This window comes from Klebsiella sp. JB_Kp031 (assembly GCF_040064295.1).
Classification (GTDB): domain Bacteria; phylum Pseudomonadota; class Gammaproteobacteria; order Enterobacterales; family Enterobacteriaceae; genus Klebsiella; species Klebsiella quasipneumoniae.
The window spans coordinates 167,108-191,078 of the sequence record NZ_JBEAJW010000042.1 but is presented as its reverse complement, the minus strand read 5'-3'; the positions used below and the strand labels follow the sequence as shown (position 1 = coordinate 191,078).

Sequence of the window (23,971 nt, the reverse complement as noted above, 5' to 3'; positions counted from 1 at the left end):
TTACAGCTTCTCAACCTGGACGAGGTTGGTATGCGACGGGTTTCCCTTCGCCAGTGGCGAGGGGCGCTGGGTGGTCAGTACGTTAATGCTGCCCGCCTGATCCACGCGCGCGGCGTCCGGGTTATACCAGGCCCCTTCCCCCAGCGCGACGACGCCCGGCATCATGCGTGGGGTCACCTTCGCTTCGATATGCACTTCCCCACGGTCGTTGAAGATGCGAATGCGATCGCCGTTGGCAATGCCGCGCTGGCGGGCATCGATCGGGTTAATCCACATCTCCTGCCGACAGGCGGCCTTCAGTACATCAACGTTGCCGTAGGTTGAGTGAACGCGTGATTTATAGTGGAAACCGGTGAGCTGTAGCGGGTATTTTGCCGTCAGCGGATCGTTGTAGTTTTCGAAGCCCGGGGTGTATATCGGCAGCGGATCGATGACATCCTCTTCCGGCAGCTCCCAGGTGGCGGCGATATTCGCCAGCGCCTGCGAATAGATTTCAATTTTTCCTGAAGGCGTGGTCAGCGGATTAGCCTGCGGATCCTCACGGAAGGCTTTGTAAGCCACATGGTGCCCTTGCGGATCGCGCTGCTTATAGATGCCCTGCTGACGGAAGGTGTCGAAATCCGGCAGGTCTGGAATCGCTTTGCGTGACTGCTCATACAGATAGCGCATCCAGCCTTCCTGGGTACGGCCTTCGGTAAATTTCTCCTCGACGCCAAGGCGCTTCGCCAGCTCGCTGGTCATCTCATAGATGGTTTTACATTCGAAACGCGGCTTGATGGCCTGGTCGGCAAAGATGACGTAGGACATGTTGCCGCAGGAGGCATCCAGCGCAAAATCCATCTGCTCAGAGGCGGTGCAGTCCGGCAGCAGAATATCGGCGTATTTCGCCGACGAGGTCATATGGCAGTCGATGACCACAATCATCTCGCACTTCTTATCGTCCTGCAGGATCTCGTGGGTGCGGTTGATCTCAGAGTGCTGGTTGATCAGGCAGTTGCCCGCATAGTTCCAGATCATTTTGATCGGCACATCGAGCTTATCTTTGCCACGCACCCCATCGCGCAGGGCGGTCATTTTCGGGCCGCGCTCAATCGCATCGGTCCACATAAACATCGAGATGCTGGTCTGAACCGGATTCTCCAGCGTCGGCATACGTTCAAACGGCAGGCTGTAGGAGCCCTCGCGCGCGCCGCTATTGCCGCCGTTGATCCCGACGTTACCGGTCAGAATGGCGAGCATCGCGATAGCCCGGGTGGCGATTTCGCCGTTGGCATGACGCTGCGGCCCCCAGCCCTGGCTGATATAGGCCGGTTTGGCGGTGGCAATTTCCCGCGCCAGTTTAACAATGCGTTCGCGCGGAATACCGGTAATGGTCGAGGCCCACTCCGGCGTTTTGGCGATACCGTCAGTGCCCTCGCCAAGAATGTAAGCTTTGTAATGACCATTGGCTGGCGCACCGGCGGGCAGCGTTTTCTCGTCGTATCCCACGCAGTATTTATCGAGGAACGGCTGATCGACCAGATTCTCGGTGATCATCACCCACGCCAGACCCGATACCAGCGCCGCATCGGTGCCTGGGCGAATCGGGATCCATTCATCTTCGCGTCCGGCGCCGGTGTCGGTATAACGCGGATCGATAATGATCATCCTGGCATTGGATTTCTGGCGCGCCTGCTCAAGGTAGTAGGTCACCCCGCCGCCGCTCATTCGCGTTTCCCCGGGGTTGTTGCCGAACAGCACTACCAGCTGACTATTTTCAATATCCGACGGGCTGTTACCATCTGCCCAACCGCCGTAGGTGTAATTCAACCCGGCAGCAATCTGCGCGGATGAATAGTCGCCGTAATGATTGAGATACCCGCCGCAGCAGTTCATCAGACGGGCAATCAGGGTTTTCCCCGGCGGCCAGGAGCGGGTCAGCGTGCCACCCAGCGTGCCGGTGCCGTAGTTCAGATAGATGGACTCGTTGCCGTAATCTTTAATCAGCCGCTGCGTCGTGCTGGCGATGATATCGAAAGCCTCTTCCCAGCTGATTTGCTCGAATTTACCCTCACCGCGTTTACCTACGCGCTTCATGGGGTATTTCAGCCGATCGGGGTTATAAACCCGGCGGCGCATAGAACGTCCGCGCAGGCAGGCGCGCACCTGATGCAGGCCGTCATAGTTATCGTCACCGGTATTATCGGTTTCAACGTATTTAATCGCGCCATCCACCACGTGCATGCGCAGCGGGCAGCGGCTACCGCAGTTGACGGTGCATGCGCTCCAGACCACCTTCTCACTGGCCGGGGCTGGCGTGTCGGCGGCATGGGCCATACGGGAAAAGGGTAACGTTAGTGCGTTGCTGGCCAGCGCCAGGCCGCCTATTGCCGTGGTTTTCATCAGACCACGGCGGCTTACCTCAGCAGCCAGTAAAGCATCGGGGGCTTTAATTTTCATGGATACTCGCTTTGGTTGCTCACAATAAACTGATAAGCGCTATATAGTCATATATATAATGCTTTGAAATATTATTGATTTTTTATGCTGATTTAATCCAAAGGGAGTATCACTGCATTCGCGGAAGGGATTATTGCCCGGTATCAATAAGGGTGTAAAAAAAGCGCCCGCAGGCGCTTTTAAGGGAGATGGTAAAAATTAACCGATATATTCGAGGCCGCGCATATACGGGCGCAGGATTTCCGGGATCTCGATACGGCCATCGGCCTGCTGATAGTTTTCCATCAGCGCCACCAGCGTACGACCAACCGCCAGGCCAGAACCATTCAGGGTATGAACGAGACGGGTCTTCTTGTCGGACTTGCTACGGCAGCGAGCCTGCATACGACGCGCCTGGAAATCCCAGACGTTAGAGCAGGAAGAGATCTCACGGTAGGTGTTCTGCGCCGGGACCCACACTTCGAGGTCATAGGTTTTGCAGGCGCTGAAGCCCATATCGCCGGTGCACAGCGCGACCTTACGGTACGGAAGGCCCAGCAGCTGCAGCACTTTCTCGGCGTGTCCGGTCATCTCTTCCAGCGCCGCCATGGAGTCTTCCGGACGGACAATCTGCACCATCTCAACTTTATCGAACTGGTGCATACGGATCAGACCGCGGGTGTCGCGACCATAAGAACCCGCTTCGGAACGGAAGCACGGCGTATGGGCGGTCATTTTGATCGGCAGATCGTCTTCATCGATAATTTCATCACGCACCAGGTTGGTCAGCGGCACTTCCGCCGTCGGGATCAGCGCGTAGTTGCTGCTGTCAGCCTCTTCTTCCAGCGGGCGAGTATGGAACAGGTCGCCGGCGAATTTCGGCAGCTGGCCGGTGCCATACAGGGTGTCCTGGTTTACCAGGTACGGGACATAGTTTTCGCTATAGCCATGCTGTTCAGTGTGCAGATCCAGCATGAACTGCGCCAGGGCGCGGTGCAGACGGGCCAGCTGGCCTTTCATCACCACGAAGCGCGAACCGGTGAGCTTAACGGCGGCGGCAAAATCCAGCCCGCCGTGCATTTCACCCAGCGTCACGTGATCGCGCACGTCAAAATCGAACTGGCGCGGCGTGCCCCAGCGGCTGACTTCAACGTTGTCGTTTTCGTCACGGCCAACCGGCACGTCATCGTGAGGAATATTCGGGATCGCCAGCGCGATATCGCGGATTTCCGCCAGCAGCGCTTCCAGCTCGGATTTTGCGGCATCCAGCTGTTCGCCGAGTTTGTTCACTTCCAGGCGTAATGGCTCGATGTCTTCCCCGCGCGCTTTCGCCTGGCCAATGGATTTCGATCGGGAGTTGCGCTCCGCCTGCAGGTTTTCCGTTTGCACCTGCAGAACTTTACGACGCTCTTCAAGCGCGCGAAGTTTATCTACATCCAGCTTAAAGCCCCGGCGTGCCAGTTTTTCTGCGACTGCGTCTGGCTCGGTACGCAGCAGATTGGGATCGAGCATGCTTATCCTGTGCTTATCGAATTAAAAAAAGAAAAGTGGCCGCAGGCTACGGCCACGGAAATAGTGTAATAACCTTACCGCAACGCCTCAATTAGCGGTAGCGTTTTATCGGGCTATTTTGATCCTGTTCAGCGAGCCAGGCGAGCTTTTCGCCAATTTTGCCCTCAAGCCCCCGGTTTGTCGGGTGATAATAGCGCGTTTGCGCCATTTCCTGCGGGAAGTACTGCTCGCCGGCGGCGTAGGCGTTAGGTTCGTCATGAGCGTAGCGATACTCCTGCCCGTAGCCCATCTCTTTCATCAGCTTCGTCGGCGCATTGCGCAGATGCACCGGAACGTCATAGTCCGGACGGTCTCGCGCATCGGCCAGCGCCGCTTTAAAGGCGGTGTAGACCGCATTGCTCTTCGGCGCGCAGGCCAGATAGACAATAGCCTGGGCAATCGCCCGTTCGCCTTCCGCCGGCCCGACGCGGGTGAAGCAGTCCCACGCCGATATGGCCACCTGCATCGCCCGCGGATCGGCGTTGCCGACGTCTTCCGAGGCAATCGCCAGACAACGGCGGGCAACATACAGCGGATCGCCCCCGGCGGTGATGATCCGCGCGTACCAGTAAAGCGCCGCGTCCGGCGCGCTACCGCGCACCGACTTATGCAGGGCGGAAATCAAATCGTAGAAACGGTCGCCTTTATTATCAAAGCGCGCGCTGCGCTCGCCGGCGATCTCGGTCAGCAGTTCCGCCTTCAGCACCCGCTTGCCCGCATCATCGCTCTCGGCCATATCGGCCATCATTTCCAGGGTATTCAGCGCCCGCCGCGCGTCGCCGTTCACCAGTTCGGCGATGGCCCTGCGGGTCTCATCCGGCAAAACGATATCCTGGCCGCCGTAGCCGCGGGTTTTATCGTTCATCGCCTGGTCAAGCACCCGCTCGATATCGTCGGTAGTGAGCGATTTCAGTAAATAGACGCGGGCGCGGGAGAGCAGCGCTGAGTTAAGCTCAAAGGAAGGGTTTTCGGTGGTCGCGCCAATAAAAGTGATAGTGCCATCTTCAATATGCGGCAGAAAGGCATCCTGCTGGCTTTTATTGAAGCGATGCACTTCGTCAACAAACAGAATCGTTCGTCGGCCGGCGTTGCGATTCTGCCGCGCGCGCTCAATGGCCTCGCGGATCTCTTTCACCCCGGAGGTCACCGCCGAGATCCTTTCGACATCGGCGCTGGCATAACGGGCGATAACTTCCGCCAGGGTAGTCTTGCCGGTACCCGGCGGCCCCCAGAGGATCATCGAATGCAGGTGCCCGGCTTCGATCGCCCGCGGCAGGGGTTTGCCCGGCGCCAGCAGGTGCTGCTGGCCAATATACTGCGCTAAATTTTCTGGCCGCATGCGAGCGGCCAGAGGTTGAAACGCGTTGTCGGAAAAATCGAGCGACAGATTGCTCACTTTCGCCTCTACTTACGTTGATCGTCCACCGTCACCCCTTTCGGCGGCGTAAAGGTGAACTTAGATGCGTCGACGGCGCCGTTCTGCTGCGATTTCAGCTGATAGCTGCTGCGCTGATCGTCCTGCTCGACGGCGCTGAACTGATGGATGGTGCCGTCCCGACCGACGTTGATCGTGAACTGCTTCAGGTTGCCGCTGCCGCTTTTCGGCGTCAGCACAAAATCATCGCCGTTTTGTTTGATATTGTACTGCTGCCAGTCGCTGGACTGGTTGCGGGCAATCAGCATAAACGGCGTGTTGCTGGTGGCGTCTTTCAGCCAGGTCGCCGTGGCCTGCTCGACGAACGGGTTATAGAACCACAGGGTTTTACCATCCGAAACGAGGACGCTCTCATCCGGCTGGGTCATATGCCAGTTAAACAGATTCGGGCGTTTTACCCACAGGTCGCCCTGTCCGTCCTGCACGGCGTTGCCGCTGCCGTCGGTGACTTTTTGCGTGAAGCTGGCATGGAAGCTGCTCACTTTATCAAGACGGCTTTTTAAGTCACTGGCCGCATCTGCCCAGACCTGGCTGACGACCATACCAGACAGTAATGCACAGGTGATTGCGAGTTTTTTCATTGTTCTTCCTTAATGTGCGTCACTCCCGACGCGGGAGCCTCTTCTGCCCCTAATGTAGGACCGCCGACGGCGGCGGGACAGAAGAATTGGCTGATTTTGCGCTTATTTACCCAACTTTGCACTCATTCAAAGGGCGGCGGCGCCAGCACTTCGCGGTTACCGTTATGGCCCTGCTCGCTGACAATGCCCTGCGCTTCCATCTGTTCGATGATACGCGCGGCACGGTTATAGCCAATGCGGAACTGGCGCTGCACCCCGGAAATCGACGCTTTACGCTTCTCGGTCACAAAGCTGACCGCCTGATCGAACAGCGGATCCAGCTCTTCACCGCCGTCGAAACCGCCGCCGCCGCCTTCGCTTTCGCTGTCGGAGGTAATGCCGTCAACATACTGCGGACGACCGCGGGCTTTCCAGTCCTGAACCACAGCGTGGACTTCCTGGTCGCGAACAAACGCCCCATGGACGCGCACCGGCGTGGTGGAGTTCGGCCCGGAGTAGAGCATATCCCCCATCCCGAGCAGCGATTCCGCACCGCCCTGATCGAGAATGGTACGCGAGTCAATTTTACTCGACACGGTAAAGGCGATACGCGTCGGAATGTTGGCCTTAATCAGACCGGTAATGACATCCACCGACGGACGCTGCGTCGCCAGCACCAGGTGGATCCCCGCCGCACGCGCTTTCTGCGCCAGGCGAGCGATCAGCTCTTCCACCTTCTTACCGACGGTCATCATCAGGTCGGCGAATTCGTCCACCAGCACCACTATGTACGGCAGCTTTTCCAGTACCGGGTGCACGGCGTCCATACTGTCGCCTGGCTTCCAGTATGGATCCGGGATCGGACGGCCCATGCGTGCCGCTTCAGCAATCTTCTCGTTATAGCCCGCCAGATTACGTACGCCCAGCGCCGACATTAGCTTGTAGCGACGCTCCATCTCGTTGACGCTCCAGCGCAGCGCATTGGCGGCGTCTTTCATGTCGGTGACCACTTCCGTCAGCAGATGCGGAATACCTTCGTAGACCGACAGCTCGAGCATTTTCGGGTCGATCATAATGAAACGCACATCTTCCGGCTGCGCTTTGTAGAGCATGCTGAGGATCATGGCGTTGACGCCGACTGACTTACCGGAACCGGTGGTACCGGCCACCAGCAGGTGCGGCATTTTCGCCAGATCGGCCACCACCGGATCGCCGGCGATGTCTTTACCCAGCACCACGGTCAGCGGCGACGGGTTATCACGGAACTTGCTGTTGTCGAGCACTTCACGCAGGTAGACGGTCTGGCGCTTTTTATTCGGCAGCTCAAGCCCGACATACGGTTTACCCGGGATCACTTCCACCACGCGCACGGCGACCGTGGACAGCGAACGCGCCAGATCCCGTGACAGGTTAGAGATTCGCGCCGCTTTGACGCCAGGCGCCAGATTCAGTTCGAAACGGGTGATCACCGGCCCCGGCGAGTAGTTCACCACATCCGCTTTAATGCGGAAATCGGCGAGTCGCGCTTCCACCAGTCGTGCCATCTGCTCAAGAGCAAAGGTATCGACCGGCTCGACTTCACTGGGCGGCGGCGTGAGCAGATCCAGCGACGGCAGCGGCGTTGTCGGCTTTTGCAGCGGTCGACTATCGCCATTGCGCATCAGCAGCGGGTGGATCAGGCTCTCCTGCGGCGCAGGCGCGGCAGGCTGGTGCCCCTGCGGGGCAACCGGCTGTTGCGGCTGCACGGGCTGCTGCGGCACTGGCTGAGGGTGTACCGGCTGGTGCTGCGCAGGTTGATAACCCTGCTGCGGAGCGGCGGCCGGTTGTTGATAGTGCTGGGCTGGCTGCTGCGGCTGTACTTCCGGTGTCGGCGTAAACAGCGGCTCGCTCGGACCCTCATTGACCAGCGTTTTCATCGGCGAGAATTCATAATCCGCCGGCGAGAACGGATTAGCGCCCGGCGGCTGCTCGGAGGCGTAGCGCTGCTGCTGGGTGGCGGCAAACTGGCGCGCCAGCTCCGCTTCCGCCGCGGCATCGGCGTCATCGTCATCAGTCGCGTTATCGTCTTCCCAGCGATGGCCATAGCGCTGCTGTTGAGTGGCGGCGAACTGGCGAGCCAGCTCATCCTGCTCCATAGCATCCGCTTCCTCATCCGAGAGCAGCTCATCATCATAATGGGGGTCGCGCTCGGCCTGCCGCGCGCGCTGTTCAGCTTCCCGCTGCGACGGTAGCTTGATGCCATAGGAGGCCAGTTCCCGACGCGTCGGGACACGAACGCGATTTGGCCGCGGTAGTTTTGGACCAATGCCCTCTTTCACCTGGACCCGCGGTCCGCTGGAGGCCGGGCTGAACAATGGCGCTGTCGCTGCGGACGCGGCGGTCGCCGTCTTCGCAGCGGCTGCGCCGCCGCTGGCAGCCGTTGCCTGATGCACTCCGGCCGCCACCGCAGAAACTACGGTTGACTCCACGGGCGGTTTGGACGGCGAGGCGGGCGGCGTCAGCGGTTTGGTGGCGATCGGACTTTCCGGCTCCGGAATAGGCTGATACCAGGAAGCCAGCAGCTCGCGTTCGCGCGCCCGCTTCTCTTCCACTTCCTCGAAATAATAGAGCGGCGGACGTTTCACTTCTTCCTGCACGACCTCAGGCTCTGGCTGCGCGGCAGGTACCGGCGCGGGCTCAGGCTGATACGCCTGCGGCGCAGGCTGACCGGCATGCGGATCGTAAGCCGGCTGCTGATACGGCGCAGGCTCGGGTTGATACCCCTGCGGCGCAGGCTGGACAGCATGCGGATCGTAAACCGGCTGCTGATACGGCGCCGGCTCTGGCTGATACCCCTGCGGCGCAGGCTGAGCAACATGTGGATCGTAAACCGACTGCTGATACGGCGCCGGCTCTGGCTGATACCCCTGCGGCGCAGGCTGGACGGCATGCGGATCGTAAACCGGCTGCTGATACGGCGCAGGCTCAGGCTGATACGCCTGCGGCGCAGGCTGACCGGCATGCGGATCGTAAGTCGGCTGCTGATACGGCGCAGGCTCGGGTTGATACCCCTGCGGAGCCGGCTGACCGGCATACGGATCGTAAACCGGCTGCTGATACGGCGCAGGCTCGGGTTGATACCCCTGCGGCGCAGGCTGGCCGGCATACGGATCGTAAACCGGCTGCTGATACTGCACTGGCTCAGGCTGATACGCCTGCGGTGCCGGCTGACCGGCATGAGGAGCATAAGCAGGCTGCTGATACGGTGCCGGCTCTGGCTGGTAGGGCTGCGGCGGGTAACCAGCTTCCGGCTGATAAACCGGCGCAGCGCCCTGATGACCAGCCGGTGATTCGGCCCACGGCTGCGGCGCGGCAGTGGCCGCCGCCGCTGCGCCCACCGGCTCAGCGATACTCTGGCCGTTCAGCAACGGATCGTAAGGGTCGAAATCGCCCGGGCGCGCGGCGCTGGCGCCGGAGAACAACACATCATTCTCTGCGGGACGCGCGGCGCTGGCGCCGGAAAACAGTACATCGTCGGCGGCAACAGGCGCACCGCTGGCGCTGTACTGCACTGCCTCTTCCCCGTCATCCATCCGTTTGCCGGAGAAAAGCGCCGCGTCGGTTTTACGCCCCATGGGGTTGGTAAACTTCTCAGCGAGACGTTTACGCCGCGCCAGTGCGCTGCGCAAGATACGGGCGCGACGCGACTCCTGGGGGGTTGCCGCCTCTTCGTCGTCGTACTCTTCATCGTCGTCTTCGTATTCGCCTTCATCGACCCAGGTATCATCCCGACGGGTACGATTGCTGGCAAAGGTGAGTACGGACAGGATGCCGCCGCCCAGTTTTTCCGCAATGCTGACCCACGACCAGCCGGTAAACAGCGTCAGGCCGGCCGCCCAGATGCACAACAGCGCGATGGTGCCGCCGCTGCTGTGCAGCAGCGGTTGCAGGGTGGTGCTGAGCAGGCTGCCAATCACCCCGCCAGAGGCGAAGTACCAGATATCATCGGCGTTAATCGCCGCCAGACCGCAGGAGGTCAGGATCAGGGCTAACGCACCGATGAGGCGCAGCGAAACGGCGAAATAATCAATATATTCGTCATTTTCCTGATGCCGCCAGGCAAACCAGCATCCGCCGATGATGATCACCGGGATGGTGTAGGCCATGACGCCAAAAATGAAAAAGAGGGTATCGGCAAGCCACGCGCCGGGGGCGCCGCCTAAATTATGGATAGGCTCATGCCATGCCGTTTGCGACCAGCTTGGGTCCGAGGGGTTAAAGCTCAGTAATGCCGCCATCAGCCAGATGGCGAAGAGGGAGCAAAGGATGAGCATCGCCTCGAGGAGTCGGCGCCCGCTGCTGAGTTTGGTAAGTTTGACTTCTTTGTCTTCGGTGTATTCCTGGCTCAAGAAAGGCTCTCCAGGTATCAGGCTGTTTCCTGCCTGCTGCTAAAACGGACAACAGCGCCGGGTCTCCCCGGCACTGTTGCTGTATGGATTAACAGGAGTGTAATCAAACTACGTCGAGTTTGCACCTGTTCCGTGTTAGCGCGTCTTAATAACCAGACGATTACTTTGCTTGACTTCTTCCATTACCACATAGGTACGGGTGTCGTTAACGCCCGGCAGGCGCAGCAAGGTCTCGCCCAGTAATTTACGATACGCTGACATATCCGGTACGCGGGTTTTCAACAGATAGTCGAAATCACCGGAAACCAGATGACACTCTTGAATTTCTTCAAGTTTTTGCACTGCGGCGTTAAATTGCTCAAACACATCCGGTGCGCCACGATTCAGAGTAATCTCAACAAATACCAGAAGTGATGCATCCAGATAATGCGGGTTGAGCAGCGCCGTATAGCCCTGAATAAAACCCTGTCTTTCAAGACGACGCACACGCTCAAGGCAAGGCGTCGGAGAAAGTCCCACCCGTTTAGAAAGCTCGACGTTAGAAATTCGCCCATCTTTTTGCAATTCATTCAGGATGTTACGATCAATGCGGTCGAGATCTTTGCCAGGGCGCTTCTTGCTATCTACCATTATTATTGTCTCTCTGTATTCCTTCCCTACTCCTGTTCCGGCTCTGTGCCTTCACTGCCAGAGCCCATCCTGTTATTACCCGTACGACATTGGGTAACCCAGGGGTACGTGAGAAGCCCGTTGCCTGACGGCAGTCACCGACATCACGCATGGCGTCTGTCCACACCATGCGTAGATTTCGTTAACCCGGATAAAAATGGCATTTGCGTGCATGAAAATTCGCCGCACGCCAAATACTGCTTTTCTTCTTCCTTGAATGTTTTCGCAAAAGCACAGGGGATTGTCAAAGCAAAACATCGATTTTTAGTACAAGATGCCAGATATTCATCATCTACCCTGGTTGATTCTCATTTTTTCGTCTTATAATTGTCCCGCCAACAGTAGAAATAGTTATATTCCTTGCCGGGAAAATCGCCAATTCATCGGCCGCTTCTATTGCACACATCGTTAACAAAATCGCTGCGCTCTTTTTTTACGACAACAAATTCCCTACAATCCCAGCCCAATGTATGCCAATTATTATGGGGATCTCATGGGCACAGCCAAACACAGTAAACTGCTTATCCTTGGTTCTGGACCTGCGGGATACACCGCGGCGGTCTATGCCGCACGCGCCAACCTGCAGCCGGTGCTGATCACCGGGATGGAAAAAGGCGGTCAGCTGACCACCACGACGGAAGTGGAAAACTGGCCAGGCGATCCGAACGATTTGACCGGTCCGCTGCTGATGGAGCGCATGCACGAGCATGCCACGAAATTTGAAACCGAGATTATTTTCGACCATATCAGCCGCGTCGATCTGCAAAACCGGCCGTTCCGTCTGACCGGCGACAGCGGCGAATACACCTGTGACGCGTTGATTATCGCCACCGGCGCTTCCGCCCGTTACCTGGGCCTGCCTTCCGAAGAAGCCTTCAAGGGCCGCGGCGTTTCCGCCTGCGCCACCTGTGACGGATTCTTCTATCGCAACCAGAAAGTGGCGGTGATCGGCGGCGGCAACACCGCGGTTGAAGAGGCTCTGTATCTGTCAAACATCGCCTCTGAGGTACACCTCATCCACCGTCGCGATTCCTTCCGTGCGGAAAAAATCCTCATCAAACGCCTGATGGACAAAGTGGCAAGCGGCAACATCGTGCTGCATACCGATCGCACCCTCGAAGAGGTGACCGGCGACCAGATGGGCGTCAGCGGCCTGCGTCTGCGCGATACCAAAAACAGCGACAACGTCGAGTCCCTGGAAGTAGCCGGTCTGTTTGTCGCCATCGGCCACAGCCCGAACACCGCCATCTTTGAAGGTCAGCTGGAGCTGGAGAACGGCTACATCAAAGTGCAGTCCGGTATCCATGGCAATGCGACCCAGACCAGCATCCCGGGCGTGTTCGCCGCCGGCGATGTCATGGACCATATTTATCGTCAGGCTATCACCTCCGCCGGCACCGGCTGCATGGCAGCGCTGGACGCTGAACGTTACCTCGACGGTCTGGCTGACGCCTGCAAATAATCTTTACAAGTCAGTAACAAAGGTAAAGAAGGCGACGAAAAGTCGCCTTTATTTTTGCCGCGATGTAACATTGCCGTGCCCAATATTCCGATAACGACACCTGCAAAGCGCGCAATGAATAAAACCCGTCAACAAGAGTTAACCCGCTGGTTAAAACAGCAAAGCATTATCTCCCGTCGCTGGTTGATGATTTCCCGCCTCCTTGGCGTGGCGAGCGGTCTGCTGATCGTGGCGCAGGCCTGGTTCCTGGCGCGGATCCTGCATCGGATGGTGATGGAGAATATTCCTGCGACCGCCCTGCTGCTGCCGCTAACCCTGCTGGTGCTGACCTTTGTGCTGCGCGCCTGGGTGGTCTGGCTGCGTGAACGGGTCGGCTTTCAGGCCGGGCAGCATATTCGCTATGAAATTCGCCGCCAGGTGCTCGACCGCCTCCAGCAGGCGGGCCCGGCGTGGATCCAGGGCAAACCGGCCGGCAGTTGGGCAACGCTTATCCTCGAGCAGATCGATGATATGCACGATTATTATGCCCGCTACCTGCCGCAAATGACGCTGGCGGCCTGCGTGCCGCTGCTGATCGTCATCACTATTTTCCCGATAAACTGGGCCGCCGCGCTGATCCTCCTCGGCACTGCGCCGCTGATCCCCTTGTTCATGGCCCTGGTTGGGATGGGCGCCGCCGATGCCAACCGGCGTAATTTCCAGGCGCTGGCCCGCCTCAGCGGCCACTTCCTCGACCGCCTGCGCGGCATGGAAACCTTGCGTATTTTTCACCGCGGTCAGGCCGAAACGGATAATATTCGCGACGCCTCGCAGGATTTTCGCCAACGCACCATGGAAGTCCTGCGCCTGGCGTTCCTCTCCTCCGGGGTACTGGAATTTTTCACCTCGCTCTCCATTGCGCTGGTAGCGGTTTATTTCGGCTTCTCATACCTTGGCGAGCTTAACTTCGGCCACTATGGCGCGGGCGTCACGCTGATGGCGGGCTTCCTGACGCTGATCCTCGCCCCGGAGTTTTTCCAGCCATTACGTGACCTGGGCACCTTCTACCATGCCAAAGCCCAGGCCGTCGGCGCTGCGGACAGTCTGAAAACGTTTATGGAAACCCCGCTGACCCAGGTGGAGCGTGGCGAAAAAACCTTAAATGACAACGATCTGATTGGCGTGGAAGCGCGCGATCTGCTGATTAAATCTCCCGAAGGGAAAGTCCTCGCCGGGCCGCTGACCTTTTCACTGCCTGCAGGCGCGCGGGTGGTGCTGGTGGGGCAGAGCGGCTCAGGGAAAAGTTCACTGCTGAACACCCTGCTCGGCTTTTTGCCCTATGAGGGTTCGCTGAAGGTCAATGGCATGGAGCTGCGAGAGCTGGACGCCGATCGCTGGCGTCGCCTGTTAAGCTGGGTGGGGCAGAATCCCCAGCTTCCTGCCGCCACGCTGCGGGAAAATGTGCTGCTGGCGTGGCCGGAAGCCAGCGATGCCCAGCTTCGACTGGCGCTGGACAAGGCCTGGGTGAGCGAGTTTATCGCTCTGCTGCCGGATGGGATCCATACCGCCGTGGGCGATCAGGCGGGCCGTCTGTCGGTCGGCCAGGCGCAGCGTATCGCGGTCGCCCGCGCGCTGTTGGTGCCGTGCCGCCTGCTGCTGCTGGATGAACCCGCCGCCAGCCTCGACGCCCATAGCGAACAACGGGTCATGCAGGCATTGACCCACGCCTCGACCCAGCAAACCACGCTGCTGGTTACCCATCAGCTTGAGGGACTGGCGGACTGGGATGCCGTCTGGGTTATGCAGGACGGACAGATTATCGAACAAGGCGACTACGCCACGCTGGCCCGCGCCGGCGGAGTCTTCTCGGCGCTGCTGGCCCATCGTCAGGAGGAGATTTAAATGCGCGCGCTCTTACCCTATCTGGCACTGTACAAACGCCACAAATGGATGCTGCTGCTCGGCATCGTACTGGCTATTGTGACCCTGCTGGCCAGTATCGGCCTGCTGACGCTCTCCGGCTGGTTTCTCTCCGCCTCTGCGGTGGTGGGCGTCGCCGGGATCTACAGTTTTAACTATATGCTGCCCGCCGCGGGCGTCCGCGGCGCAGCGATTATCCGGACCGCCGGACGCTACTTCGAGCGTCTGGTCAGCCACGACGCCACCTTCCGCGTGCTACAGCACCTGCGCGTCTTCACCTTCAGCAAACTACTCCCCCTCTCTCCGGCGGGGCTGGCGCGCTTTCGCCAGGGTGAACTGCTCAACCGCGTGGTAGCCGACGTCGACACCCTGGATCATCTCTACCTGCGGGTCATTTCGCCGCTGGTCGGCGCGCTGGTGGTGATTGTGGTGGTGACCTGCGGATTAAGCCTGCTCGATGTCACCCTCGCGCTAACGCTCGGCGGTATCATGCTGGTGACCCTGCTGGTTATGCCGCCGCTGTTCTATCGCGCCGGTAAACCGGCCGGAGAGAGTATGACCCAGCTGCGCGGCCAGTATCGGCAACAGCTTACCGCCTGGCTGCAGGGCCAGGCGGAGCTGATGGTGTTTAACGCCAGCGACCGCTATCGCGCGCAAATGGAAAAGACCGAGCTCAGTTGGCAGGAGGCGCAGCGTCGCCAGGCCGAGCTGACCGCGCTTTCGCAGGCGCTGATGCTGTTGATCGGCGGTATCGCCGTGGTGGCCATGCTCTGGCTGGCCTCAGATGGCGTCGGCGGCAACAGTCAGCCCGGGGCGCTGATCGCCCTGTTCGTCTTCTGCGCCCTGGCGGCTTTCGAAGCCCTGGCGCCCGTCACCGGCGCTTTCCAGCATTTAGGTCAGGTGATCGCCTCCGCGCTGCGGATCTCGCAGATCACTGACCAGCAGCCGGAAGTCTCCTTCGTCGAGGGCGAGGCCTGCAAGCCTGCGCAGGTGGCCTTAGATTTCAGGCAGGTCACCTTCCGCTACCCGCAGCAGCCCTCCCCCGCTCTGGAGAACATCTCCCTGCAGATTGCCGCCGGGGAACATATTGCTATTCTTGGCCGAACCGGCTGCGGAAAGTCGACGCTGTTGCAGTTACTCACCCGCGCATGGGATCCGACACAGGGTGAAATATTGCTCAACGATCAGCCGCTGTCCGGGCTCAGCGAAGCCACCCTGCGGCAGTCAATGAGCGTGGTACCGCAGCGCGTGCACCTGTTCAGCGCCACCCTGCGCGACAACCTGCTGCTGGCGGCGCCTGAGGCTGATGACACTCTGCTCTGCGCCACCCTTGAGAAGGTAGGCCTGGAAAAACTGCTGGAAGATGGCGGACTCAACGGCTGGCTGGGCGAAGGCGGACGCCAGCTTTCCGGCGGCGAACTGCGCCGGCTGGCCATTGCCCGCGCGCTGCTCCACGATGCGCCGCTGATGCTGCTGGACGAACCGACAGAAGGTCTGGATGCGGCCACCGAAAGCCAGATCCTGCATCTGCTGGCGGAAGTCTTACGCGAGAAAACCGTGCTGATGGTCACCCACCGCCTGCGAGGCCTGGCGCGTTTTAATCAGATAATAGTCATGGACAACGGCCAGATAATTGAGCAAGGTAGTCACGCGGAGCTGCTCGCTAAACAGGGCCGGTACTTCCAGTTTAAACAGCGTCTGTAGGCTATTATCTAATTTTTGCTGATGCGTATTGAGGTTAAAATGCGTCTGGTTCAGCTCTCCCGGCATTCTATCGCCTTCCCTTCTCCGGAAGGCGCCCTGCGTGAACCTAACGGCCTGCTGGCGCTCGGCGGCGATCTGAGCCCCGCGCGCCTGCTGATGGCCTATCAGCGTGGTATTTTTCCCTGGTTTTCCCCCGGCGACCCGATCCTCTGGTGGTCGCCCGATCCCCGCGCGGTGCTCTGGCCGGAACAGTTCCATCTCAGCCGCAGCATGAAGCGCTTTCATCAGCGTTCGCCCTACCGCGTCACGCTCAACCACGCCTTTGGCGAGGTGATTGAGGGCTGCGCCAGCGATCGTGACGAAGGCACCTGGATAACCAGCAGCATCGTTCGCGCCTACCACCAGCTGCATGAGCTGGGGCATGCCCACTCCATTGAAGTCTGGCAGGAGAATACTCTGGTGGGGGGAATGTACGGCGTGGCACAGGGGGCGCTGTTTTGCGGCGAGTCGATGTTCAGCCGGGCGGAAAATGCCTCCAAAACCGCGCTGCTGGTATTTTGCCAAGACTTTGCGCAGAGCGGCGGTAAATTAATTGACTGTCAGGTGCTGAACAACCATACCGCATCATTAGGCGCGGTGGATATTCCCCGCCGCGATTATCTGGACTATCTGTCAGTATTACGCGGCTACCGTCTGCCCGAGCGATTTTGGGTACCGCGGGTGCTATTTCCGGGCGGACAATAAAATGTTTTCAGCACATTTTGCGTCAGGATGGTATAATTGCGCGGTAGAGTAGCTTCTGCCTGTTGCCCCGCCGCCGTTTGGGAATAATAAGAGTCAGATAACGCCCATCGTTCTGTCACTCCCCTTTACGTTTGCGCCTGTCACGCGGCATGGCCGTGTGTGTCCCGGGCAATGCGCCAAAACTACTTCGGCGATTCATACCCGTCATATTTCCATTGCCGGCGTGCTGACTGCGCGCCTTGCGGCAAGGTGAATGATTCAGGGTAGACACGTAAAACTTTACTTACATGATGAACTTCGGCATTATCTTGCCGGTTCAAAACTACGGTAGTGATACCCCAGAGGACTAGATGGCCAAAGAAGACAATATTGAAATGCAGGGCACCGTACTTGAAACGTTGCCTAACACTATGTTCCGCGTAGAACTGGAAAACGGTCACGTGGTAACCGCGCATATCTCCGGTAAAATGCGTAAAAACTACATCCGCATTCTGACGGGCGACAAAGTGACTGTTGAGCTGACCCCGTACGACCTGAGCAAAGGCCGCATTGTCTTCCGTAGTCGCTGATTGTTTTCGCCCTTAAGGCGTCAGATGCTGAAGGCCGGGATAATTCCCGGTCTTTTCATTTCTACCGCCAGTTGGCAAAAAAAAACCGGCCCCTGGCCGGTTTTTTACATTGAAGATATCGCCTTAATGGGCGGCTTCCGGTTTGTGCTTCGGCGCGCTCTGGAAGTCGTAGGTCAGCGTATTTTTCGCGCTGTCCAGAGAGACCGTCACCTGCCCGCCGTCGACCAGCGAGCCAAACAGCAGCTCGTTCGCCAGCGGTTTTTTCAGGTTGTCCTGAATGACGCGTCCCATTGGACGTGCCCCCATTGCCCGGTCGTAGCCTTTTTCCGCCAGCCAGTCGCGCGCTTCCTGGCTTACTTCCAGGGAGACGCCTTTCTGATCCAGCTGAACCTGCAGCTCGACGATAAACTTGTCGACAACCTGATGGATCACCGTGGTGGAGAGGTGATCGAACCAGATGATGTTGTCGAGACGGTTACGGAACTCCGGCGTAAAGATCTTCTTGATCTCATCCATTGCGTCCGGACTGTTGTCCTGCTGGATAAGGCCAATCGATTTACGCTCGGTTTCCCGCACCCCGGCGTTGGTGGTCATCACCAGCACCACGTTGCGGAAGTCCGCTTTACGTCCGTTGTTATCGGTCAGCGTGCCGTTGTCCATCACCTGCAGCAGCAGGTTGAACACGTCCGGATGCGCTTTTTCGATCTCATCGAGCAGCAGCACCGCATGCGGATGTTTAATCACCGCATCGGTCAGCAGCCCGCCCTGGTCGAAGCCGACGTAGCCCGGAGGCGCCCCGATTAAACGACTGACGGTATGACGTTCCATATATTCGGACATATCAAAACGCAGCAGCTCAATACCCAGCGCCTTCGCCAGCTGCACGGTCACTTCGGTTTTCCCCACCCCGGTCGGCCCGGCGAACAGGAATGAACCCACCGGCTTGTGCTCATGGCCCAGCCCGGCGCGCGCCATCTTGATGGCTTCCGTCAGCGCCTCGATGGCCTTATCCTGACCAAAGACCAACATTTTCAGTCGATCGCCAAGGTTTTTCAGCGTATCGCGATCGCTGCGGGAGACGCTCTTCTCAGGGATCCGCGCAATGCGCGCCACCACGGACTCGATATCCGCCACTTTGACCGTTTTCTTACGCTTGCTGACCGGCATTAAGCGCGCCCGCGCCCCCGCCTCGTCAATCACGTCAATCGCCTTATCCGGCAGATGGCGATCGTTAATGTATTTCACCGCCAGCTCAACCGCCGCACGCACCGCCTTGGCGGTATAACGCACATCGTGGTGCGCTTCGTACTTCGGCTTCAGGCCGTTGATAATCTGGACGGTCTCTTCCACCGACGGTTCGGTAATATCGATTTTCTGGAAACGGCGGGCCAGCGCACGATCTTTTTCAAAGATGTTGCTGAACTCCTGGTAAGTGGTGGAGCCAATCACCCGGATCTTGCCGCTGGAAAGCAGCGGTTTGATCAGGTTAGCCGCATCGACCTGGCCGCCAGACGCCGCTCCCGCACCGATGATGGTGTGGATCTCATCAATGAACAGGATGCTGTTGGTATCCTGCTCCAGCTGTTTCAGCAACGCTTTAAAGCGTTTTTCAAAATCGCCACGGTATTTCGTCCCGGCCAGCAGAGAACCAATATCAAGCGAGTAAATGGTGCAGTCAGCCATGACTTCAGGCACATCGCCCTGCACAATACGCCAGGCAAGGCCTTCGGCGATGGCGGTTTTACCGACGCCGGATTCCCCCACCAGCAGCGGGTTATTTTTACGCCGACGGCACAGGACCTGAATGGCGCGCTCCAGCTCTTTTTCACGGCCGATCAGGGGATCGATGCCGCCAACGCGAGCAAGCTGATTGAGGTTGGTGGTGAAGTTTTCCATACGTTCCTCCCCGCCGGCTTGCTCTTCATTGCCAGGCTGGCTTCCGCTGTTATCGGAAGACTGGCTCGGCTCATCTTTGCGTGTACCATGAGAAATGAAGTTCACCACATCGAGTCGGCTCACTTCATGTTTACGCAGCAGGTAGGCGGCCTGCGACTCCTGCTCGCTGAAAATGGCCACCAGCACGTTGGCGCCGGTCACTTCGCTGCGGCCAGAAGATTGCACGTGGAAAACGGCGCGCTGCAGCACACGCTGGAAGCTCAGCGTCGGCTGGGTGTCGCGCTCTTCTTCCGTGGCTGGCAGGACGGGTGTGGTTTGTTCGATGAAGGCTTCAAGTTCCTGACGCAATGCCACCAGGTCCACTGAACACGCTTCCAGGGCCTCACGGGCCGAGGGGTTGCTTAGCAGAGCCAGCAGCAAGTGCTCGACGGTCATAAACTCATGACGGTGCTCGCGCGCTCTGGCGAAAGCCATATTTAAACTGAGTTCCAGTTCTTGATTGAGCATAGGCACCTCCCCCAATTTTCATGCCTGAATTCAGGCTTTTTCCAGCGTACACAGCAATGGATGCTCGTTCTCCCTCGCGTACTGATTCACCATAGCGACTTTGGTCTCCGCCACTTCCGCGGTAAACACGCCACAAATCGCCTTACCTTCATAGTGAACCGTGAGCATCAGTTGCGTTGCACGTTCAACATCATAAGAAAAGAATTTTTGTAACACGTCAATAACAAACTCCATTGGAGTGTAGTCATCATTGACCAATATCACTTTATACATAGATGGCGGTTTAATCGCATCACGAACTTCGTCGTCAACCAGGTGCTCGAAGTCCAGCCAATCTCTCTTACTCATCGTCAGTGTTCATCATCGGTTGCTGTTGCCAACAGGCGGAGGCCTGTCGATGACCAGAGGTTATGCTCATCACAAATCTACAACAGATCATAGATAACTATCATCTATCGCTTCTATCCGCGACGGCTGTCACATTCCCCGGCAATAGCGTTAACTGCTTCAAATTTTGACGCATTTTTCGCCGTTCCCCCTCCTCAATCGCTTGACGCGTTTTCGTATTTCTCTAAATTGTAGTGGCGAGAGTTGGCGAGCAATTGAACAACTCGTCACTCCACCACCGGTTCATTCCATCTTACTAATAAAGATTTACGAAGGATGTCGAAGTATGGAAATGGGTACTGTTAAGTGGTTCAACAATGCCAAAGGGTTCGGTTTTATCTGCCCTGAGGGCGGCGGCGAAGACATTTTCGCCCATTACTCCACCATCCAGATGGATGGTTACAGAACGCTAAAAGCCGGACAAGCCGTTCGGTTTGATGTTCACCAGGGGCCAAAAGGCAACCACGCCAGCGTGATCGTCCCTGTGGAAGCGGAAACGGCTGCATAACTCTTTTGCTTCATTGTGTACATCCTGCTAATAAAATGCCAGTCCTTCTGACTGGCATTTTTATTTCTCATCCCGACTACTCCCGCGCCAGGGCATCCACCGGATCGAGCCGCGCCGCATTGCGCGCCGGCAGCCAGCCAAACAGCACCCCGGTTAACGTCGAACAGAGAAACGCCGTCACCAGCGCCAGCGGCGAAAAACCGATCTCCCAGCCCGGGAGAAACAGCTGAAGAATAAACGCGATCATCAGCGACAACGTTACCCCCAGCGCGCCGCCGACCAGGCAAACCAGCACCGCCTCGATGAGGAACTGCTGCAGCACATCGCTGGCCCGCGCGCCAACCGCCATGCGGATGCCGATCTCCCGCGTCCGTTCGGTCACCGACACCAGCATAATATTCATTACGCCAATCCCGCCGACCACCAGGGCAATCACCGCCACCAATGTCAGGAACAGCTGTAAGGTATGTGTGGTCCTTTCGGCGGTTTTCAAGACGCTGTCCATATTCCAGGTGAAGACATCTTTTTTACCATGCCGCAGCTCCAGCAGACGCAGCAGCTGTTTCTCTGCGGTTTCACTGTCGTAGCCTTCATGAACGCGCACAGTGATGGAGTTCAGCCACGACTGGCCCATTACTCTTCCCGCCATGGTGGTGTAGGGCAACCAGACGCGGAGAATTTTGCTGCTGCCGAACATCGACTGCTTTTCATCCGCAACGCCAATCACCGTGGCCGGCATATTGCCCACCAGAATCACCTCGCCCACCACTTTCGCTTTATTGGGAAACAGCTGCCGACGGGTATTGCTGTCGAGCACTACCACCTGTGCCCGACTGTTGAGCTGCAGTTCATTGAAGGTATTGCCTTCGCTAAAGGTCATGCCGTAGACATTAAAATACTGTGGACCGACCCCCTCCGCACTGGCGGCAACGTCAATATTGTTGGCGCGCAGGCGCAGGCTTTTTGAAACCGCCGGCGTAGCGGAACGCACCCACGGCTGTTTCTGGATCGCCAGCAAGTCGTCATACTTCAGCGCCTGTTGATAGCGCGGGTCGTCATCGCCAAAATCCTTGCCAGGGTAGACGTCAATGGTATTGGTGCCGATGGCGCGAATATCTGCCAGCACCATCTGCTTGGCGGCATCCCCCACCACCACGATCGACACCACCGAGGCAATACCGATAATAATGCCGAGCATGGTCAGCAGGGTGCGCATTTTATTCGCCGCCATCGCTCTCCAGGCCATCACCAGCGCTTCGCGAAAGCCGCTGGTAAACTGACGCCACGCCGAGGGCTCCTCCTGCTGACGGGCGCGCAGCCCACCGCCCTGGCGGCTGGCGGAAGGATTGCGGACGATCTCGCCATCGCGGATCTCGACGATCCGCTCCGCCTGAGCGGCAACCTGCGGATCGTGGGTCACAATGATGACCGTATGGCCCTGCGCTTTCAGCTGATGCAGGATCGCCATCACCTCTTCGCCGGAATGGCTGTCCAGCGCGCCGGTGGGCTCATCGGCGAGGATCACTTCCCCACCATTCATCAGGGCGCGGGCGATACTGACCCGCTGCTGTTGGCCGCCGGACAGCTGCGACGGTTGATAGTCGGCGCGCTCGCCCAGCCCCAGCCGCAACAGCAGCTCATGAGCGCGCGCCAGGCGCGCGCGCCGTTCACTGCCGGCATACACCGCCGGCACTTCGACATTCTGCGCGGCGGTCAGATGGGACAGCAGATGGTAGCGTTGAAAGATAAAGCCAAAGTGTTCCCGCCGCAGACGGGCCAGCGCATCGCCATCCAGCTGCGCGATATCGGTTCCCGCCACCCGATAGGTGCCGCTGGTGGGTTTGTCGAGGCAGCCAAGGATATTCATCAGCGTCGATTTTCCCGAGCCGGAGGCGCCCACGATCGCCACCATCTCCCCGGCATGGATACTGAGGGTGATCCCCTTGAGGACCTCAACGCTGCCGTCGCCGGAAGGATAGCTGCGACGAATATCACGCAGCTCGAGCAGGGCCGTCATTTTGCCGCCCCGCTCGCGCTCTCGCCGACGATCACCTCATCCCCCTCTTCAAGTCCCTGCACCACCGCGACGTCGGTATCATTGCGCGCGCCAATGACAATCTCACGCTCTTTGACCTCGCCGGTACGCAACAGCCGGACGTGGTAGCGGTTATCACCGACCGCATCACCCAGGGCGCTCAGCGGGATGGTGATCACGTTCTTCACCTCGGCCAGTTGGATATGCACCTGCGCGGTCATGTCGAGGCGCAGAATTCCCTGCGGGTTCGGGACCTCGAAGCGGGCATAATAGAAGATGGCGTCGTTGACTTTTTCCGGCGTCGGCAGAATGTCCTTCAGCTTGCCTTCATAGCGAGTTAGCGGGTCGCCCAGCACGGTAAACCACGCCTTTTGTCCCGGTCTGAGGTGGATGACATCCGCTTCGGAGACCTGCGCTTTTACCAGCATGGTGCTGAGGTCCGCCAGGGTCAGAATGTTCGGCGCCTGCTGGGCAGCGATCACCGTCTGTCCCTGCAGGGTAGTAATTTGCGTCACTTCACCAGCCATCGGCGCCAGGATCCGCGTGTAGTCGAGGTTGGTCTTCGCCGTGTCGAGCGTTGCCTGGTTGCGCTTAATTTGCGCTTCAATGGTGCCGATTTGCGCCTGTTTCACCGCCAGGTCGGTGGCCGCGGTATCGAGGTCTTGTCGCGAGACCAGCTGGCGCTGCGCCAGCTGCTGCTGACGGGCCAGGGTCACCTGAGCCAGCTTACTCTCCGCGCGCGCCTGATTGAGCTGGGCGCGCAGCTCCATCAACGTCGCCTCCACCTCTTTGATCTGGTTTTGCGCCTGCTCAGGATCGATAACCCCCAGCAGTTGGTCCTTTTTGACCTTATCGCCGATATTCACGTGCAGCGTCTTCAGCTGTCCGCTGACCTGGGCGCCGACGTCAACTTTTCGCAGGGCATCCAGCTTGCCGGTGGCCAGCACGCTCTGCTGGAGATCGCCTTTGCGCACCACCAGCGTCTGGTAGTGCGGTAGCGGCGCATTGAGAATCCGCCATCCCCAGACAGCCAGACCCAGCACAACGATCGCCAACAGCCACCAGACGGTCCTGCGTTTTCCCTTCACTTTCATATTCCGATTCCTGCTGTTTCCCTGCCGCTCCAGGCGGTGATTCTATCGAAACCCGTCGGCAACAGGACACCCATTTTTCGCGCCAATGATGTTTTGTTTAGCTGCCGGAGAGCTTTGCGCCGCCGAAATTCCCGACGGCGAAGAG

Annotated in this window: 16 protein-coding genes; 6 read left to right on the top strand and 10 right to left on the bottom strand. The window is 58.6% G+C overall.

The window, feature by feature from the left end; all coding sequences use genetic code 11:
• The 6 genes from dmsA to lrp form a co-directional block, all read right to left on the bottom strand.
• Window positions 1-2,439: a dimethylsulfoxide reductase subunit A gene (gene dmsA, locus ABLV64_RS23930; RefSeq protein WP_348843081.1), complete on the bottom strand. Its 2,439-nt coding sequence runs from the start codon at window positions 2,437-2,439 to the stop codon at window positions 1-3.
• Window positions 2,440-2,637: 198 nt separating this feature from the next.
• On the bottom strand, window positions 2,638-3,930 hold the full coding sequence (gene serS, locus ABLV64_RS23925) for a serine--tRNA ligase (protein ID WP_004201371.1): 1,293 nt from the start codon (window positions 3,928-3,930) through the stop codon (window positions 2,638-2,640).
• Between the two features lie 91 nt (window positions 3,931-4,021).
• Window positions 4,022-5,365: a replication-associated recombination protein RarA gene (gene rarA, locus ABLV64_RS23920; RefSeq protein ID WP_004201370.1), complete on the bottom strand. Its 1,344-nt coding sequence runs from the start codon at window positions 5,363-5,365 to the stop codon at window positions 4,022-4,024.
• Window positions 5,366-5,373: 8 nt separating this feature from the next.
• On the bottom strand, window positions 5,374-5,985 hold the full coding sequence (gene lolA, locus ABLV64_RS23915) for an outer membrane lipoprotein chaperone LolA (RefSeq protein WP_004201368.1): 612 nt from the start codon (window positions 5,983-5,985) through the stop codon (window positions 5,374-5,376).
• A gap of 122 nt (window positions 5,986-6,107) precedes the next feature.
• Window positions 6,108-10,352: a DNA translocase FtsK gene (gene ftsK / locus ABLV64_RS23910; RefSeq protein ID WP_348843082.1), complete on the bottom strand. Its 4,245-nt coding sequence runs from the start codon at window positions 10,350-10,352 to the stop codon at window positions 6,108-6,110.
• A gap of 135 nt (window positions 10,353-10,487) precedes the next feature.
• A complete protein-coding gene (lrp, locus tag ABLV64_RS23905; protein WP_000228469.1) occupies window positions 10,488-10,982 on the bottom strand; it encodes a leucine-responsive transcriptional regulator Lrp in 495 nt (164 codons plus the stop codon).
• Between the two features lie 532 nt (window positions 10,983-11,514).
• Between lrp and trxB the strand changes: the two genes are divergently transcribed.
• From trxB to infA, 5 genes are all read left to right on the top strand, one after another.
• Window positions 11,515-12,483 carry a thioredoxin-disulfide reductase gene (gene trxB / locus ABLV64_RS23900; RefSeq protein WP_032431211.1) on the top strand — a complete coding sequence of 323 codons (969 nt, stop codon included), beginning with the start codon at window positions 11,515-11,517 and terminating at the stop codon, window positions 12,481-12,483.
• A 114-nt stretch (window positions 12,484-12,597) separates the two neighbouring features.
• Window positions 12,598-14,364: a cysteine/glutathione ABC transporter permease/ATP-binding protein CydD gene (cydD, locus tag ABLV64_RS23895; protein WP_348843083.1), complete on the top strand. Its 1,767-nt coding sequence runs from the start codon at window positions 12,598-12,600 to the stop codon at window positions 14,362-14,364.
• Window positions 14,365-16,086 (top strand): cysteine/glutathione ABC transporter ATP-binding protein/permease CydC, encoded by a 1,722-nt coding sequence (gene cydC, locus ABLV64_RS23890; RefSeq protein ID WP_017899436.1) that lies wholly within the window; start codon window positions 14,365-14,367, stop codon window positions 16,084-16,086. It abuts the gene before it with no gap.
• A 39-nt stretch (window positions 16,087-16,125) separates the two neighbouring features.
• Window positions 16,126-16,830 carry a leucyl/phenylalanyl-tRNA--protein transferase gene (aat, locus tag ABLV64_RS23885; protein ID WP_017899435.1) on the top strand — a complete coding sequence of 235 codons (705 nt, stop codon included), beginning with the start codon at window positions 16,126-16,128 and terminating at the stop codon, window positions 16,828-16,830.
• 350 nt (window positions 16,831-17,180) lie between these two features.
• On the top strand, window positions 17,181-17,399 hold the full coding sequence (infA, locus tag ABLV64_RS23880) for a translation initiation factor IF-1 (RefSeq protein WP_001040187.1): 219 nt from the start codon (window positions 17,181-17,183) through the stop codon (window positions 17,397-17,399).
• Window positions 17,400-17,522: 123 nt separating this feature from the next.
• Here infA and clpA read toward each other — a convergent pair whose 3' ends face one another.
• Together clpA and clpS are read right to left on the bottom strand one after the other, a co-directional pair.
• Entirely contained in the window at window positions 17,523-19,802 is a 2,280-nt protein-coding gene (gene clpA / locus ABLV64_RS23875; protein ID WP_348843084.1) for an ATP-dependent Clp protease ATP-binding subunit ClpA, read from the bottom strand.
• A gap of 30 nt (window positions 19,803-19,832) precedes the next feature.
• Window positions 19,833-20,150: an ATP-dependent Clp protease adapter ClpS gene (clpS, locus tag ABLV64_RS23870; RefSeq protein WP_002896520.1), complete on the bottom strand. Its 318-nt coding sequence runs from the start codon at window positions 20,148-20,150 to the stop codon at window positions 19,833-19,835.
• 325 nt (window positions 20,151-20,475) lie between these two features.
• Between clpS and cspD the strand changes: the two genes are divergently transcribed.
• Entirely contained in the window at window positions 20,476-20,697 is a 222-nt protein-coding gene (gene cspD, locus ABLV64_RS23865) for a cold shock-like protein CspD (protein WP_002896516.1), read from the top strand.
• Window positions 20,698-20,773: 76 nt separating this feature from the next.
• Here the strand turns inward: cspD and macB are convergent, their stop codons facing one another.
• Together macB and macA are read right to left on the bottom strand one after the other, a co-directional pair.
• The gene (macB, locus tag ABLV64_RS23860) at window positions 20,774-22,714 is read right to left on the bottom strand and encodes a macrolide ABC transporter ATP-binding protein/permease MacB (protein WP_348843085.1); all 1,941 of its coding nucleotides are present in this window, start codon (window positions 22,712-22,714) and stop codon (window positions 20,774-20,776) included.
• Entirely contained in the window at window positions 22,711-23,826 is a 1,116-nt protein-coding gene (gene macA, locus ABLV64_RS23855; RefSeq protein WP_004201357.1) for a macrolide transporter subunit MacA, read from the bottom strand. Before macA ends, macB begins: the two co-directional genes overlap by 4 nt.
• Window positions 23,827-23,971: the final 145 nt, after the last annotated feature.

Bases quoted from the DNA above. Each gene is read 5' to 3' on its own strand.
- dmsA (WP_348843081.1), bottom strand. From the start codon at position 2,439: ATGAAAATTAAAGCCCCCGATGCTTTACTGGCTGCTGAGGTAAGCCGC.
- serS (WP_004201371.1), bottom strand. From the start codon at position 3,930: ATGCTCGATCCCAATCTGCTGCGTACCGAGCCAGACGCAGTCGCAGAA.
- lolA (WP_004201368.1), bottom strand. From the start codon at position 5,985: ATGAAAAAACTCGCAATCACCTGTGCATTACTGTCTGGTATGGTCGTC.
- lrp (WP_000228469.1), bottom strand. From the start codon at position 10,982: ATGGTAGATAGCAAGAAGCGCCCTGGCAAAGATCTCGACCGCATTGAT.
- trxB (WP_032431211.1), top strand. From the start codon at position 11,515: ATGGGCACAGCCAAACACAGTAAACTGCTTATCCTTGGTTCTGGACCT.
- cydD (WP_348843083.1), top strand. From the start codon at position 12,598: ATGAATAAAACCCGTCAACAAGAGTTAACCCGCTGGTTAAAACAGCAA.
- cydC (WP_017899436.1), top strand. From the start codon at position 14,365: ATGCGCGCGCTCTTACCCTATCTGGCACTGTACAAACGCCACAAATGG.
- aat (WP_017899435.1), top strand. From the start codon at position 16,126: ATGCGTCTGGTTCAGCTCTCCCGGCATTCTATCGCCTTCCCTTCTCCG.
- infA (WP_001040187.1), top strand. From the start codon at position 17,181: ATGGCCAAAGAAGACAATATTGAAATGCAGGGCACCGTACTTGAAACG.
- clpA (WP_348843084.1), bottom strand. From the start codon at position 19,802: ATGCTCAATCAAGAACTGGAACTCAGTTTAAATATGGCTTTCGCCAGA.
- clpS (WP_002896520.1), bottom strand. From the start codon at position 20,150: ATGAGTAAGAGAGATTGGCTGGACTTCGAGCACCTGGTTGACGACGAA.
- cspD (WP_002896516.1), top strand. From the start codon at position 20,476: ATGGAAATGGGTACTGTTAAGTGGTTCAACAATGCCAAAGGGTTCGGT.
- macB (WP_348843085.1), bottom strand. From the start codon at position 22,714: ATGACGGCCCTGCTCGAGCTGCGTGATATTCGTCGCAGCTATCCTTCC.
- macA (WP_004201357.1), bottom strand. From the start codon at position 23,826: ATGAAAGTGAAGGGAAAACGCAGGACCGTCTGGTGGCTGTTGGCGATC.